General features: G+C 61.3%; 14 protein-coding genes. 4 read left to right on the top strand and 10 right to left on the bottom strand.

Annotated elements, in window-relative coordinates:
• Nucleotides 1–219: 219 nt before the first annotated feature.
• On the bottom strand, nt 220–1,416 hold the full coding sequence (locus JJD66_RS08385) for a class I SAM-dependent rRNA methyltransferase (RefSeq protein WP_034101304.1): 1,197 nt from the start codon (nt 1,414–1,416) through the stop codon (nt 220–222).
• A gap of 277 nt (nt 1,417–1,693) precedes the next feature.
• On the opposite strand from JJD66_RS08385, the gene JJD66_RS08380 reads away from it, so the two are divergent.
• Nucleotides 1,694–2,506: an HDOD domain-containing protein gene (locus JJD66_RS08380; protein ID WP_198715574.1), complete on the top strand. Its 813-nt coding sequence runs from the start codon at nt 1,694–1,696 to the stop codon at nt 2,504–2,506.
• Between the two features lie 21 nt (nt 2,507–2,527).
• Nucleotides 2,528–3,340: a bifunctional DNA-formamidopyrimidine glycosylase/DNA-(apurinic or apyrimidinic site) lyase gene (gene mutM / locus JJD66_RS08375; protein ID WP_060763949.1), complete on the top strand. Its 813-nt coding sequence runs from the start codon at nt 2,528–2,530 to the stop codon at nt 3,338–3,340.
• Between the two features lie 123 nt (nt 3,341–3,463).
• Here the strand turns inward: mutM and JJD66_RS08370 are convergent, their stop codons facing one another.
• The 5 genes from JJD66_RS08370 to JJD66_RS08350 form a co-directional block, all read right to left on the bottom strand.
• Nucleotides 3,464–3,715, bottom strand: coding sequence for a YfhL family 4Fe-4S dicluster ferredoxin (locus JJD66_RS08370; protein ID WP_003195146.1), 252 nt, complete (start codon nt 3,713–3,715; stop codon nt 3,464–3,466).
• Between the two features lie 162 nt (nt 3,716–3,877).
• A complete protein-coding gene (coaD, locus tag JJD66_RS08365) occupies nt 3,878–4,357 on the bottom strand; it encodes a pantetheine-phosphate adenylyltransferase (protein WP_003195136.1) in 480 nt (159 codons plus the stop codon).
• 103 nt (nt 4,358–4,460) lie between these two features.
• A complete protein-coding gene (locus tag JJD66_RS08360; protein WP_198715560.1) occupies nt 4,461–6,056 on the bottom strand; it encodes a GMC family oxidoreductase in 1,596 nt (531 codons plus the stop codon).
• A 52-nt stretch (nt 6,057–6,108) separates the two neighbouring features.
• Nucleotides 6,109–6,654 (bottom strand): twin-arginine translocation pathway signal protein, encoded by a 546-nt coding sequence (locus JJD66_RS08355; RefSeq protein ID WP_200647948.1) that lies wholly within the window; start codon nt 6,652–6,654, stop codon nt 6,109–6,111.
• A gap of 29 nt (nt 6,655–6,683) precedes the next feature.
• A complete protein-coding gene (locus tag JJD66_RS08350; protein WP_197881949.1) occupies nt 6,684–8,111 on the bottom strand; it encodes a coniferyl aldehyde dehydrogenase in 1,428 nt (475 codons plus the stop codon).
• Between the two features lie 145 nt (nt 8,112–8,256).
• Here JJD66_RS08350 and JJD66_RS08345 point away from each other — a divergent pair, with 145 nt between their 5' ends.
• Both JJD66_RS08345 and JJD66_RS08340 read left to right on the top strand, forming a co-directional pair.
• Nucleotides 8,257–8,928, top strand: a complete 672-nt coding sequence (locus JJD66_RS08345) for a TetR/AcrR family transcriptional regulator (protein ID WP_005792294.1) — start codon at nt 8,257–8,259, stop codon at nt 8,926–8,928.
• Between the two features lie 33 nt (nt 8,929–8,961).
• Nucleotides 8,962–9,816, top strand: coding sequence for a sulfurtransferase (locus JJD66_RS08340; RefSeq protein WP_200647947.1), 855 nt, complete (start codon nt 8,962–8,964; stop codon nt 9,814–9,816).
• 116 nt (nt 9,817–9,932) lie between these two features.
• On the opposite strand, the gene JJD66_RS08335 is transcribed toward JJD66_RS08340, so the two are convergent.
• The 4 genes from JJD66_RS08335 to JJD66_RS08320 all read right to left on the bottom strand — a co-directional run bounded on the left by JJD66_RS08335 (nt 9,933) and on the right by JJD66_RS08320 (nt 14,547).
• Nucleotides 9,933–10,931, bottom strand: coding sequence for a hydrolase (locus JJD66_RS08335; protein ID WP_200647946.1), 999 nt, complete (start codon nt 10,929–10,931; stop codon nt 9,933–9,935).
• Nucleotides 10,932–11,091: 160 nt separating this feature from the next.
• Entirely contained in the window at nt 11,092–11,709 is a 618-nt protein-coding gene (rsmD, locus tag JJD66_RS08330; RefSeq protein ID WP_034128953.1) for a 16S rRNA (guanine(966)-N(2))-methyltransferase RsmD, read from the bottom strand.
• A complete protein-coding gene (locus JJD66_RS08325) occupies nt 11,709–13,199 on the bottom strand; it encodes a M16 family metallopeptidase (RefSeq protein ID WP_105228863.1) in 1,491 nt (496 codons plus the stop codon). The genes rsmD and JJD66_RS08325 overlap by 1 nt, the downstream gene beginning before the upstream one ends.
• Nucleotides 13,192–14,547, bottom strand: a complete 1,356-nt coding sequence (locus JJD66_RS08320; RefSeq protein ID WP_200647945.1) for a M16 family metallopeptidase — start codon at nt 14,545–14,547, stop codon at nt 13,192–13,194. The genes JJD66_RS08325 and JJD66_RS08320 overlap by 8 nt, the downstream gene beginning before the upstream one ends.
• Nucleotides 14,548–14,630: the final 83 nt, after the last annotated feature.

Below are 14,630 nucleotides of genomic sequence, written 5' to 3'. Positions count from 1 at the left end.
TGGCCAGAAGCTGTTTGGAGCTTCCTCGGATAGGCCTGATACATAGATGCAACCGGGTACCAATGTTTGAAAAGCGGGTTGAAAGTGGGGGCGAGTCCATACATAGGAGCGAGCTTGCTCGCGAAGATCGACAACGATAACGCAGCGCTATCAGGTAGCCCGTGGGGTCTATTCGTTCTTCGCGAGCAAGCTCGCTCCTACAAAAGGGGTCGGTTTTAATCAGCTATTGGGCAACAACCGGCACGTAATGCTCTTGATATAGCGCGTTTCGGCAATCGCTGGGTGCACCGGGTGGTCCGGGCCTTGGCCGCCACGTTCGAGCATCTGGATGTTGCGGTCCAGGTGGCGGGCGCTGGTGAGCAGGATGTTTTGCAGGTCGTCTTCCGGCAGGTGCATGGAGCACGAGGCGCTGACGAGGATGCCGTCTTTGCTGAGCAGGCGCATGGCTTGTTCGTTGAGGCGGCGGTAGGCGCCTTCGCCGTTCTTCATGTCTTTTTTGCGTTTGATGAAGGCCGGTGGGTCGGCGACGATCACGTCGAAGCGTTCTTCGCTGGCTTTCAGTTCTTTCAAGGCTTCGAACACGTCGCCTTCGATGCAGGTCATCTTCTCGGCAAAGCCGTTCAGCGCGGCGTTGCGCTCTACGCCGTCGAGGGCGAAGGCGGAGGCGTCGACGCAGAACACTTCACTGGCACCAAAGGCGGCGGCTTGCACGCCCCAGCCGCCGATGTAGCTGTACAGGTCCAGTACACGCTTGCCCTTGGCATACGGGGCCAGGCGGGCGCGGTTCATGCGGTGGTCGTAGAACCAGCCGGTCTTTTGGCCCTGGATCACCGGGGCTTCGAACTTGACGCCGTTCTCTTCCAGCGCCACCCACTCCGGCACCAGGCCGAACACGGTTTCGACGTAGCGGTTGAGGCCTTCGGCGTCACGCGCGGCGGAGTCGTTCTTGAACAGGATGCCGCTGGGCTTGAGCACTTGGGTCAGCGCAGCGATCACGTCGTCTTTATGCGCTTCCATGGTCGCCGAGGCGATCTGTACCACCAGGATGTCGCCGAAACGGTCGACCACCAGGCCCGGCAGCAGGTCGGAATCACCGTAGACCAGGCGGTAGAACGGCTTGTCGAACAGGCGGTCACGCAGGGACAGCGCCACGTTGAGGCGGTGTACCAGCAGCGACTTGTCCAGCGGCAACTTGATGTCGCGCGACAGCAGGCGGGCACAGATCAGGTTGTTCGGGCTCATGGCCACGATGCCCAGGGTCTTGCCGCCGGCCGCTTCCAGGATAGCCTGGTCGCCTGCCTGGAAGCCGTGGAGTGGGGTGGCGGCCACGTCGATTTCGTTGCTGTAGACCCACAGGTGGCCGTTGCGCAAACGACGATCGGCGTTGGCTTTGAGACGCAGGCTTGGCAGGGACATGACGTCGCTCCGGAAAAAAGAGCGGGAGTATACCCTTTGCGCACTCTTTCATGTGGGAGCTGGCTTGCCTGCGATGCGGGCGGTGCGGTGTATCAGACGTACGGTGGTGATGCTATCGCAGGCAAGCCAGCTCCCACATTCGATCGGGTTTCACTTGGGTTTTTGGGTGTCGGCCACATCTGCATAAGGGGTAGAATTCGCGCCTAGCCCAGAGTGTGTACTTATGTCCCAAGAGCTTTCCGCCGAGCAGATCCAACAGGCCCTGCAAGGCATCAGCGTGCCGCCCCAGCCGCAAATCATGGTGGATTTGCAGATGGAGCAGTATATGCCCGACCCGGACCTGGAAGTGATTGCAAGGTTGATCTCCCAGGACCCGGGCTTGTCCGGCGCGCTGCTCAAGATCGTCAATTCGCCGTATTACGGCCTGAGCAACAAAATTGCATCGATCCAGCGCGCGGTAAACCTGTTGGGCAGCCGCTCAATCATCAACTTGATCAACGCGCAGTCGATCAAGGGCGAGATGAGCGACGACACCATCGTCACCCTCAACCGCTTCTGGGACACCGCCCAGGATGTGGCCATGACCTGCCTCACACTGGCCAAGCGCACCGGCTCGCAAACCGTCGACGAGGCCTATGCCCTGGGCCTGTTCCACGATTGCGGCGTGCCGTTGATGCTCAAGCGCTTCCCTAATTACATGTCCGTGCTGGAACAGGCTTACGCCAACGCCGGCCCCGATTGCCGCGTGGTCGATACCGAGAACAACGCGTTCCACACCAACCATGCGGTAGTCGGCTACTACACCGCCAAGTCCTGGCGCCTGCCGGAGCATGTCACCGACGCCATCGCCAATCACCATAACGCCCTGGCGATTTTCAGCGATGAGACGTCGCGCAACCCGCAGCTCAAGAACCTGCTGGCAATTTTGAAGATGGCCGAGCATATCTGTTCGTCCTATCGCGTACTGGGTAACCAGGCGGTGGACCATGAGTGGAATGCCATCGGCCATCTGGTGCTGGATTACGTGGGCCTGTCGGACTACGACTTCGAGAGCCTGAAGTTGTCGATCCGCGAACTGGGCGCGCACTGACCCGTCATTCAAGAGGTACACATGCCCGAGTTACCAGAAGTCGAAACCACCCGACGCGGCATTGCCCCGCACCTGGAAGGCCAGCGCGTCAGCCGCGTGGTAGTGCGTGAGCGGCGCCTGCGCTGGCCAATTCCGGAAGACCTGGATGTGCGCCTGTCGGGGCAGCGCATCGTGCTGGTGGAGCGCCGGGCCAAATACCTGTTGATCAATGCCGAAGTGGGCACCTTGATCAGCCATCTGGGCATGTCGGGCAACTTGCGCCTGGTTGAGGTAGGTATGCCGGCGGCCAAGCATGAACATGTGGATATCGAGCTGGAATCGGGTATGGCCCTGCGCTACACCGACCCACGGCGTTTTGGCGCGATGCTTTGGAGCCAGGACCCGCACAACCACGAACTGCTGCTGCGCCTGGGGCCGGAGCCGTTGACCGACCTGTTTGATGGCGAGCGCTTGTTCCAGCTGTCTCGCGGCAAGTCGATGGCGGTGAAGCCGTTCATCATGGACAACGCGGTGGTGGTGGGCGTGGGCAATATCTATGCGACAGAGGCGCTGTTTGCAGCGGGGATTGACCCGCGCCGCGCCGCCGGTGGGATTTCACGCGGGCGTTATTTGAAGCTGGCGATTGAGATCAAGCGGGTGCTGGCCGCTGCCATTGAGCGGGGCGGTACCACGTTGCGGGACTTTATCGGCGGCGATGGGCAGCCGGGGTATTTCCAGCAGGAACTGTTCGTGTATGGCCGGGGCGGCGAGGCGTGCAAGGTCTGCGGCACTGAGCTGCGCAATGTGGTGCTGGGGCAGCGGGCGAGTGTGTTTTGCCCTAGGTGTCAGAGCTGATGGTTGGGTGAGGGCTGAGATTGCTATCGCAGGCAAGCCAGCTCCCACATTTGAATGTATTCACATATCCAAGTGTGGGAGCTGACTTGCCTGCGATGAGGCCTTTACGGGCAATGAAGAGGCTTAGGCCTTACCGGTAATCTTGCGGTACTTCTCCATCAACTGCTCTTCAGTCTCAGGGTGTGCCTCGTCCAGAGGAATGCAATCGACCGGGCATACCTGCTGGCACTGCGGTTCGTCGTAGTGGCCGACGCACTGGGTGCACAGGTTGGGGTCGATCACGTAGATCTCTTCGCCTTGGGAAATGGCGGCGTTCGGGCACTCGGGTTCGCAGACGTCGCAATTGATGCAATCGTCGGTGATGATCAGGGACATGGAAACTCCTGCCAGGGCACTCTGCCAAGGCATCTGAAAACTAATGCGCGCAATTGTGCCGCATTGACGCCCGCAGTGCGAGCCTGTCTCTGTGGTGAGGGATGAAAGGATTGGGACTGCTGCGCAGTCCAGCGGGAGCAAGCTCCCTCGCCACAATGAGTCTTACTTCTTGAAGCGCAATGTCAGTGCATCGGCTACAGCTGGATGCACGAACTTGGTGATATCTCCGCCCAAAGCAGCGATTTCACGAACCAACGTCGAGGAAATGAACGAATAACGCTCCGACGGCGTGAGGAACAGGCTTTCCACGTCCGGCGCCAATTGGCGGTTCATGTTGGCCAGCTGGAATTCGTATTCGAAGTCCGACACCGCACGCAGGCCACGCAGGAACACATTGGCGTTCTGCTCCTTGGCGAAATGCGCCAGCAATGTCGAAAAACCCACTACTTCCACATTCGGCAGGTGCTTGGTGACCTCTTGCGCCAGCTCCACACGTTGTTCCAGGGGAAACAGCGGGTTTTTCTTGGGGCTGGCCGCGACCGCGATGATCACATGGTCGAACAGGCGAGAGGCGCGTTCGACCAGATCGCCATGGCCTTTGGTAATCGGGTCGAAGGTACCTGGGTACAACACTCGGTTCATCGCGTCGTCCTGGCGGAGTCCGTTGGGGAACCGGATGGTATCGCAGCATTACCGGTGGGCCAAGTCGACTTATGTAGATAGATAACGTGAATACCCTGTCTTTTCATGCCGTTTTCAGACGTTCGGCCAATGCGCTCGCCAGTTGCGCGGTCAATCCGTACACCGACAATTGCGGGTTGGCGCCAATGCTGGTGGGGAACAGCGAGCCATCGTGGATCGACAGGTTACGCAACTGATGATGGCGACCCAGGCTGTCGGCAACGGCATTTTTCGGATCTTCACCCATGGCACAACCGCCCATCACGTGGGCGCTGCCCAGGGTGGTGCGATGCAGTTCCAGGCTCAGACCGTCGATCACGCTGCGCGCTTCGGCCAAGTTGTTCACAAAGCGCGCGTCGTGATGCAGGGGCTTGACCGATTTGGCCCCCGCCGCGAACTGAATCTCGGCCATGCTGTGGAAGGCCCGGCGCAGGCCGTCCCAGGCGTAGGGCGAGACCTGATAGTCGAGCACTGGGGTGCCGTCACCGCGTAACTCCACCGTACCGCCCGGGCTGTCGGGGTGAAAGCCGTCGCGCAGCAGGGCGAGCATGGCGTGGGTGTGGGGTAATTGGTTCATGTCCAGGGCGTTCTGGTTGCCATAGCCACCAAACAGGGTGCTCGCCAGGCCTGGATGCAGGGGCGGTGCTTCCAGTTTGTAGGACATTTTGCCGGTAGTGCCGTCCTGCCATTGGAAATGGTCGGAGTAGATGGATTGCGGCGCACCGTAGAAGGGGTTGATCACCTCGTCGAACAGCCCGGCGGAGAAATTGACCAGGTGCAGGAAGGTGCGCTTGCCCAGCCGCGAGTGTGGGTCGGGCGCGTCCGAGCGCATCAGCAGGGCCGGGCTATTGATACCGCCGCCCGCCAGCACATAGTGCTTGGCTTTCACGCTGATCTTGCGCCCTGTGGGCGCTACGCAGCGTTCGTCCATGGCCACGCATTCGAGGCTGCTGATGGTGTCGCCGCTGTATGTGAGCCGTTCGGCGCGGGCCAGGTAAAGCAGTTCGCCGCCCTTTTCCAGGGTGGACGGGATGGTCGTCACCAGCATTGACTGCTTGGCGTTGACCGGGCAGCCCATGCCGCAATACCCCAGGTTGAAGCAGCCGCGCACATTGCGCGGGATCACATGCCAGCTGTAGCCGAGCTTTTCACAGCCTTTGCGGATCACATCGTTGTTGGCATTCGGCGGCAGCGCCCAGGGCGCGATGCCCAGGCGCTGTTCCATTTTTTCGAACCAGGGCGCCATTTCGGCGCTGCTGTGGCCTTTGACCGCATATTCGCTGGCCCAATGCGCGAGGGTAGCGTCAGGGGTGCGAAAGCTGGAGGTCCAGTTGATCAAGGTGGTACCGCCCACCGCCCGGCCCTGCAGGATGGTGATAGCGCCGTCCTTGCTCATCCGCCCGATGCCTTCCTGGTAAAGGCTTGCGTAGGCTTCGTCTTCCAGCAGCTTGAAATCACTGCTGGTCTTGAGCGGGCCTTCTTCGATCAGCAACACCTTGTAGCCGGCGGCGCTGAGGATTTCGGCGGTGGTACCGCCCCCGGCGCCGCTGCCGATGATGGCGACATCCGCTTCCAGGGTCAGGTCGTTATCCAGGGCGGCGCCATTGTGGGTTTTCCAGCCACGGGCCAGGCCGTCGCGGAACAGATCGGGTACGGGCATAGATGTGCTCTCTTATTCTTGTCGGAAGATGCAATCTTGGGGATTGCACAGGCTAGATCTTGGGCGGGCCGGGGTAGCCGCAATGGGCCCAGGACTCGGGCCGGAAGTACCAGGCCATGATCACTAGCTTGAGCAGCGAGCCCTGGCCCATGCGCAAAAGGTTCAGGTAACTGTTTTCCCAGCGGTGCAGGAAATTGCGGATCTGTTCGCTGCTGGCGTTTTCCCAACTGCCCCAGATACCGGTCAGCGGGCCGCGGGTAATGCCCATGCCCAGTACGTCGAATAATTGCTGGGTGAGCTTGAACATTTCGGGCGACAAGTTCTGCAGGCTGTAATCGAGCTTTTTCAGGGTGTCTTCAATACCGGCAAGCACTTGCTCTGCGCTGGCCGCGCCTTCCAGCAGCACCGGGATCACCGCCCGCAAGAACGGCAAGTCGCTGGTGCGCAACATCGCAAAGCCGCTGGCCGGCGTACTGCTGGAGCAACCACTGAGGCTGGCGCCCAACCCGGCGGTGGCGAGGAAGGCGCTGGCACACAGGCCGATTTTCAAGACGCCGCGCCGTGACAGCGCGGGTGAATCAGTCAGGCTGGGGTTCATTGTTTTTATAGTCCCGAAGGTGGCGGTTATCAGCGGATAAACAGCTTCTGGATCAGCTTCTGGATCGACTTGCCATAGGGCGGGTAGATCAACTTCGCCGCGTTCAGGCGCTGTTTGACCAGCACACCCTTGGCCTTGCTGAACGTCAGGAAACCTTCGTGACCGTGGTAATGGCCCATGCCTGACGGGCCGATGCCACCGAACGGCATATCGTCCTGGGCGACGTGCAGCAAGGTGTCGTTCAGGCACACACCGCCGGAATGGGTTTCGTGGAGCACCCGCGCTTGTTCGCCTTTGTTGTAGCCGAAGTAATACAGGGCCAATGGGCGTGGGCGCTGGTTGATGTAGGCAAAGGCTTGGTCAAGGCCGCGATACGGCACGATGGGTAGGAGCGGGCCGAAGATTTCGTCCTGCATCACGGTCATGTCGTCGCTGACATTCAACAGCAGGCTGTGGGCCATTCGCCGAGCCTGGCCTTGCTCGTACAGCGGGATCAAGGTGGCGCCTTTGTCGGTGGCGTCCTTGGCGTAGGCATTGAGCCGGGCCAGTTGGCGTTCGTTGATGATGGCGGTGTAGTCCGGGTTGTCGGCCAGCGTCGGATAAAACCCGCGCACGGCTTTGGAATAGGCCTCGACAAAGCCCTCCACGCGATCTTCCGGTACCAGCACATAATCTGGTGCCACGCAGGTTTGCCCGGCGTTCAAGGCTTTGCCGAAGGCGATGCGTTCGGCAGCATCCTTGAGCGGCACGTCGGCCGAGACAATGGCTGGCGATTTGCCGCCCAGCTCCAGGGTCACCGGCGTGAGGTTTTCGGCCGCCGCACGCATCACGTGCTTGCCTATGCTGGTAGCGCCGGTGAACAGCAGGTGATCGAAGCGTAACTTGGAAAACGCCATGCCCACGTCAGCTTCGCCCAGCACGACGCACACCAGGTCCTCGGGGAAGATCTTGGCCAGCAACGCCTTGAGCAGCTCGCCGGTGGCCGGCGTGGATTCGCTGAGCTTGAGCATCACCCGGTTACCGGCAGCCAATGCCCCAACCAGCGGGCCGATGGCCAGGTACAGCGGGTAGTTCCACGGCACGATGACGCCGACGACGCCCAGTGGCTGGTAAATGACTTTGGCTGAGGCGGGCTGGAAGGCAATGCCTACAGCGCGGCGGGAAGGTTTCATCCAGCCCTTGAGGTGTTTGCTCGCGTAGTGAATGCCATGCAGGCTAGGCATCAATTCGGCAAACAGGGTTTCGTCGGCGCTGCGATGGCTGAAATCCTGGCTGATGGCATTGATCAGCGCCTGGCGTTCGTCGCTCAGCAGATCCCGCAGAGCTTTGAGCCATTGCTGGCGCTGCCCGGCCGGCGGCATCGGGTTGGCGGCATAGGCGCGGCGTTGGGCGTCGAACAGGTCCTGGAGTTGATCCAGCGCCTGGGAATCTTGCAGGTAGGCAACGTTGGCAGACATGGCGCGGCACCGATTGTTATTGGTCTGCCTGGATTTTTAGAGTCATTGCTCTAAATTGTCAAATAACATTGCAGTAACATCCAGATTTATCCTGGCCGGGTTAGGCCGTAAGATGCCCCATCCCGTGTATAGAAGCTGATCCCCTATGGCACCACGAGTAAAGACCAGCGAGCGCATTGTGCAAACCAGCCTGGAGCTTTTTAACCAGCAGGGCGAGCGCAGTGTCAGTACCAACCACATTGCCGCCCACATGGAAATTTCCCCGGGCAACCTGTACTACCACTTCCCTAACAAGCAGGCGATCATCGCCGTGCTGTTCCGCGAATATGAAGCGTTGGTAGACAGTTTCCTGCGCCCACCCCAGGGACGCACGATGGTGGTGGAGGATAAACGCTTTTACCTGCAAGCCGTATTGGCCGGCATGTGGCGTTATCGCTTCCTGCATCGCGACCTCGAACACCTGCTGGAGAGCGACCCGGAACTGGCGACCGGCTACCGGCGTTTTTCCCAGCGTTGCCTGATCCAGGGCGGCGCGATCTACCAGGGCTTTGTCGATGCCGGCATTCTCAATATGGACCCGGTGCAAACCGAAGCCCTGACCCTGAATGCGTGGATCATCCTCACCTCGTGGGTGCGCTTTTTGTGTACCACCAATGAAAAATCCACCCACCTGAGCGCCGAGGCGATCAAGCGTGGGGTCTATCAGGTGCTGGTGCTGGAGGCGGGGTTTGTCACGCCGCAGGCCAAAGAGGCGGTGGACGCCTTGTTCAAAGAGTTTTATGTGCCGTTGAATCAGGCACTGGAAGAAGTGAAGTAAGACCTTTCCCCTTTGTATTCACAGGAGTCAGTCATGCCGCTTGCCCAACTGATCAGCCCCCAGCAATTGGCCGAGCGCCAACAGTCGAGCGGGTGGGTGATCCTGGATTGCCGCTTTGCCCTGGAAGACCCGGACTACGGCTTGTGCAGTTACGCCGAAGGGCATATCGAGGGCGCGCAATACGCCGACCTGGAGCGCCACCTGAGCGGCCCGGTGACCAAGGGCGTGACCGGTCGTCATCCTTTGCCGGCGGCGGACACGTTCGCCAGGCAACTGCGGGCCTGGGGTATCAGTGCCGACACCGATGTGGTGCTGTATGACGACGGCCCCGGTGCCTACGCCGCCCGTGCCTGGTGGCTGCTGGCCTGGCTGGGCAAGCGTGATGGCGTGTTTATTCTGGATGGTGGCCTCAAGGCCTGGCATGCCGCCGGTTTCCCCCTGAGCCTGGATGCGCCCGTGGTTGAGCCAGGTACCTTCGCCGGTACGCCGGATCATCGTCTGTTGCTGGATGCCGAACACCTGCAAAAGCGCCTTGGCCAACCCGGCCTGACCTTGATCGACGCCCGCGCCCAGCCGCGCTTTCGTGGCGAAGTAGAACCCATCGACCCGATTGCCGGGCATATCCCTGGCGCGCAATGCGCGGCGTTCAGTGAAAACCTGGGCAGTGATGGTCGTTTCTTACCGGCTGATCAGCTCAAGCAACGCTTTGCCGCGCAGCTGCAAGGGCGCCCGCCGCAGGAGTTGGTGGCGTATTGCGGGTCTGGGGTGACGGCCTGCCATAACCTGTTTGCGTTGAGCCTGGCGGGGTACCCGTTGGGTAAGTTGTATGCGGGGTCGTGGAGTGAGTGGATTACGGAACCGGCGCGGGAAATTGCGAAGGGCGACTAAACGATAGGTGTGAGCACTTCATGAAAGTGTGGGAGCTGGCTTGCCTGCGATAGCGGAGTGTCAGCCACCTCAAAATTGGCTGGCCCACCGCTATCGCAGGCAAGCCAGCTCCCACACTATTGACCGTATTGGGTCTGGAGCCACTGCGGGATCCGGCGCTCCAGGTAGTAACCAGGGCGCTTCAGCGAACCCTCCACAAACCCCACATGCCCGCCCTTGGCCAGCAACTCGAACTCGATGCAGTCCGACAGCTCACTGGCGTCAGGCAAGCTGTGCGCAAACACAAACGGATCATCAGCCGCCTGGATAATCAGCGTCGGCGTGCGGATACCGCCCAGGTAATAGCGACTGGAGGCGCGGCGATAGTAATCCTCGGCACTCAAGAAACCGTGCAGCGGCGCCGTCACTCGCCCATCGAAGTCCCAGAACGTGCGCATTTTCTCTAGAGAACCCAGTGCCTCCAGGGTTTTGAGCCCATCCTCACGACCGTCCTGCAGGAATTGGCGTTGCTTGACGCGGATATACGCCAGCATCTCGCGCATGAAGTGCTTTTGATACACCCGCGAAAACCCCAGCCCGATGCGATCCGCGCATTGATCCAGGCGAAACGGCACCGACACTGCCGCCGCGCCCTGCAGCCCTGAAGCCTCGCCGGTTTCCCCCAAATGCTTGAGCAACACGTTGCCGCCCAGGGAGTAACCCACCGCGTACAAGGGCGCCAACGGCCGCTTGGCGCGCAGATGAGCAATCGCCGCCGCCAGGTCTTCGCTGGCGCCGGAGTGGTAACTGCGAGCCAGCAGGTTGGGCTCGCCCGAGCAGCCGCGCCAGTTCAACGCAGCACTGGCCCAGCCTTGGGTGGCGAGGACTTTTTGCAGGCCGGCCACATAGGGCGAATTGGACGAACCGGTCAGCCCATGCAACACCAGCACCAAAGGCGCTTGCACGTCATGAGGCCCGTGCCAGTCGAGATCGAGGAAGTCGCCATCCTCCAGCCACAGGCGCTCACGCTGACGCTCGATGTGGGTGGTCGGGCGCCACAGCGGCCCCCACAGTGTCTGCAAGTGTGGATTGCCGAGGCCGAAGGCGGGTTTGAACAGGTCGCAAGAAGGGGTCATGACGCTCTCGGTGGCAAGTGAACTCACTGTGGCGAGCGAGCTTGCTCGCGCTGGGCCGCGTAGCGGCCCCATCAAGAACACTGCGTTTATTCAGTCGGAACACCTTGGCAGGTTTCAGGGCCGTTTCGCAGCCCAGCGGGAGCAATCTCTAGCCACACGATCAGGCGGCGTTTTCGACCAAACGATGCCACAACGCGTAATACACCCGCCCGGACTTCTGCTCCCGGTGCAGGCGCCAGCCACTTGGCAGGCCGAGCGTGGAGGGCGCGGTCTCGCTCTCAGTGTAGATCCAGGCATCCGGTGCCAGCCACTGGCGTTCTTCCAGCAGTGTGCAGACGGTCGGCAGCAGGTTCTGGTTGAACGGTGGGTCGAGGAACACTACGTCGTATTCAGTCGCTGCCTGGGTTTCCAGGTAGCGCAGCGCGTCGGCCGTCTGCACCTGGCCGGTGGTGCAACGCAGCGTGCCCAGGTGCTCCTTGAGGCTGGACACCGCCACATTGCTGGCGTCCAGCGCCTGGCCCTGGGCCGCGCCACGGGACAGCGCCTCCAGGAACAGCGCGCCGCTGCCGGCGAACGGGTCCAGCACTTTGGCCCCGCCTATGTACGGCGCGAGCCAGTTGAACAGGGTTTCACGCACGCGATCGGGCGTCGGGCGCAGGCCCACGACGTCGGGGAAGCTCAGCTTGCGGCTGCCCCATTCACCGCCAATGATGCGCAGTTGGCCCACACCGTTATGCACGTTGTGGACAGGTTTTTTCGGGCGAGATGAACTGGCCATTAATGCTCCGGAACCCCGAGCGGCTGCTCGGCAGGTTTATCAGTGGGGGGCGGTAGTGGCTTTTGCGCAATCGTCGGGCCGGCGGTCACGATGACCATCTTGTCGGCGCTCAAGTGTTTGTTCATTGCAGCCTTGACCTGATCGACGGTCAGGGCCTGGGATTGTTTCATGAAATCTTCCAGATAGCTCAGCGGCAGGTTGTAGAAACCCATGGCGCCCAACTGCCCGACAATATCGGCATTGCTGGCGGTGGACAGCGGGAAGCTGCCAGCCAATTCGCGCTTGGCGTCGTCCAGTTCTTTTTGTGTTGGGCCGTTCTTGAGGTAATCAGCCAGTACATCCTCAACCAGGCGCAGGGTGCCGCCGCTCATTTCGGCGCGGGTCTGCAGGTTGATCATGAACGGGCCGCGCACCTGCATCGGTGAGAAACCGGAGTACACGCCGTAGGTCAGGCCGCGTTTTTCACGCACCTCGCTCATCAAACGGGTACCGAAGCCGCCGCCGCCAAGGATCTGGTTGCCCAGGGACAAGGCTGCGTAGTCCGGGTCGGCGCGGTCGATGCCCAATTGCGCAAACAGCAGGTGGGTTTGCTTGGACGGAAACTCGATACGGCTCAGGCCGGCTTTTGGCTCGGTCGGTTGAGCGATCTTGGCCATGGCCGGGCCTTTGGGCAGCGATGCCGACACTTTGGCCGTCATGGCCTCGGCTTCTGCACGGGTCAGGTCGCCGACGACCGCAATCACCGCATTGCCCGCCGCATAGGCTTTGGCATGGAACGCCTTCAGCTGTGCCAGGGTAATTTTCGGCACGCTTTCTGGGGTGCCTTCGCTCGGATGCGCGTAAGGATGGTCGCCGTACAGACGCTTGAACAGCTCGATGCTCGCCAGTTTGCCGGGGTTCTGTTTCTGGTACTCGAAACCGGCCAGGATCTGGTTCTTGATCCGCGCCAGGGAATCCGCCGGGAACGTCGGCTGGCCAATCACCTGGTCGAACAGGGCCAGGGCGGCGGTGCGCTTATCGTTGTCGCTCAGGCTGCGCAGGGTCACCAGCGCCATGTCGCGATAGGCGCCGTTGCCGAAATCGGCCCCCAGGCCTTCGAACCCACTGGCGATCTGGCTGACATCCTTGCCCGGCACACCTTCGTTAAGCATGGCGTTGGTCATCAGCGCCAGGCCTGGCACGTCGCCATCCTGGCTGCTGCCGGCGGCAAACAGCAGGCGCATGTCGAACATCGGCAATTCGTGGGCTTCGACGAACAGCACCTTGGCGCCTTCGGCGGTGGTCCAGGTTTGTACGTCGAGCTTGCGGTTGGTCGGTGCCTTGCCATCCAGTTCCGCCAGGGACTGCAGGGTGCTGGCCGTTTGAGCCTTGTCCAGGGCCTGGCTGGCGACCGACTCGCTCGGGCGCAAAAAGTAAACGGCGCTGGCCGCCATCAGGGTGACGGCGATCAGGCCGGGCAGGATCAGGCGGCTGTTTTTGCGATCACTCATGAGCGGTCTCCTCAGGCAAAACATGGGCGACGCTCAGACGTTCGCGGGTGAAATAAGTGCGTGCGGCCTTCTGGATCTCTTCCGGGGTCACGCTTTGCAGATCGGCAAGCTCCGTGTCCATGACCTTCCAGGACAGACCAACGGTTTCCAGGGAGCCGATGGCCGTGGCCTGGCTGGTGATGGAATCACGCTGGTACACCAGGCCGGCAATGACCTGGGCACGGATGCGCTCCAGTTCTTCGGCGGTCGGCGGTTTGGCCTTCAACTCATCGAGCAGGCGCCACAGGCCGGCTTCGGCTTGGGCGACGGTTTTCTTCTTCTGCTGGTTCGGCGTGGCCGAGAGGGTAAACAGGCTGTCGCCACGGGTGTAGGCGTCGTAGTTGGTGGAAGCCGCGGAAACAAGTTCCTCACCGCGCTCCAGTTGCTCGGAGATCCGTGCACTGTAGCCGCCGTCCAGCAGGGCCGAGATCAGGCGCAGGGCCTGCACCGAGCGTTTGTCTTCGGCGGTGGCGAGGCCAGGCACGTTGAAACCCAGGAACACGCTTGGCAGTTGGGTCTGCACGTGCAGGGTCAGCAGGCGCTCGCCGGGCTCGGCCAGTTCCATCGGGATTTTTGCCGGCGGCACGTCACGCTTGGGGATCGGGCCGAAGTAACGTTGGGCGAGGTTTTTCACCTCGTCCGGGGTCACGTCGCCGACCACCACCAGGGTGGCGTTGTTCGGCACGTACCAGGATTGGTACCAGTGGCGCAGTTCCTCGACCTTCATGCGGTCCAGGTCGGCCATCCAGCCGATGGTCGGCGTGTGGTAGCCACTGGCCGGGAACGCCATGGCCTTGAAGCGCTCGAACGCCTTGGACATGGGGTTATCGTCGGTGCGCAGGCGGCGTTCTTCCTTGATTACCTCGATTTCCCGGCTGAACTCGTCTGCCGGCAGGCGCAGGCTGGCCATGCGGTCGGCTTCCAGCTCAAAGGCCACACCCAGGCGATCACGGGCCAATACCTGGTAATACGCGGTGTAGTCGTCGCTGGTGAAAGCGTTTTCTTCGGCGCCCAGGTCGCGCAGGATCAGCGAGGCTTCGCCGGGGCCAACCTTGGCGCTGCCCTTGAACATCATGTGTTCCAGGGCGTGGGACAAACCGGTCTGGCCCGGGGTTTCGTAGCTTGAGCCAACCTTGTACCAGACCTGGGAAACCACCACCGGCGCGCGATGATCTTCGCGCACGACCACTTTGAGGCCGTTATCGAGGGTGAATTCATGGGTGGGTTGTGGATCGGCAGCCAGAGCTGAGAGAGGCAGACAAACTGTGCTGAACAGCAGGCCTGCGGCGCGGCGGGCTAGAGCATTCATTCGTTTTTAAACCTGTTGGGCTGCCCGCTTGGTCTTAGCGTCGGCGGGCGAGGAGGTGCTAGGATACTGATCCGACTTAAGGA

Source organism: Pseudomonas sp. MF6751 (genome assembly GCF_016613265.1).
In the GTDB taxonomy this organism is placed as follows: domain Bacteria; phylum Pseudomonadota; class Gammaproteobacteria; order Pseudomonadales; family Pseudomonadaceae; genus Aquipseudomonas; species Aquipseudomonas fluorescens_BV.
Note: the sequence above shows the minus strand (reverse complement) of the source record. Positions and strands in the feature narration are given on the sequence as shown.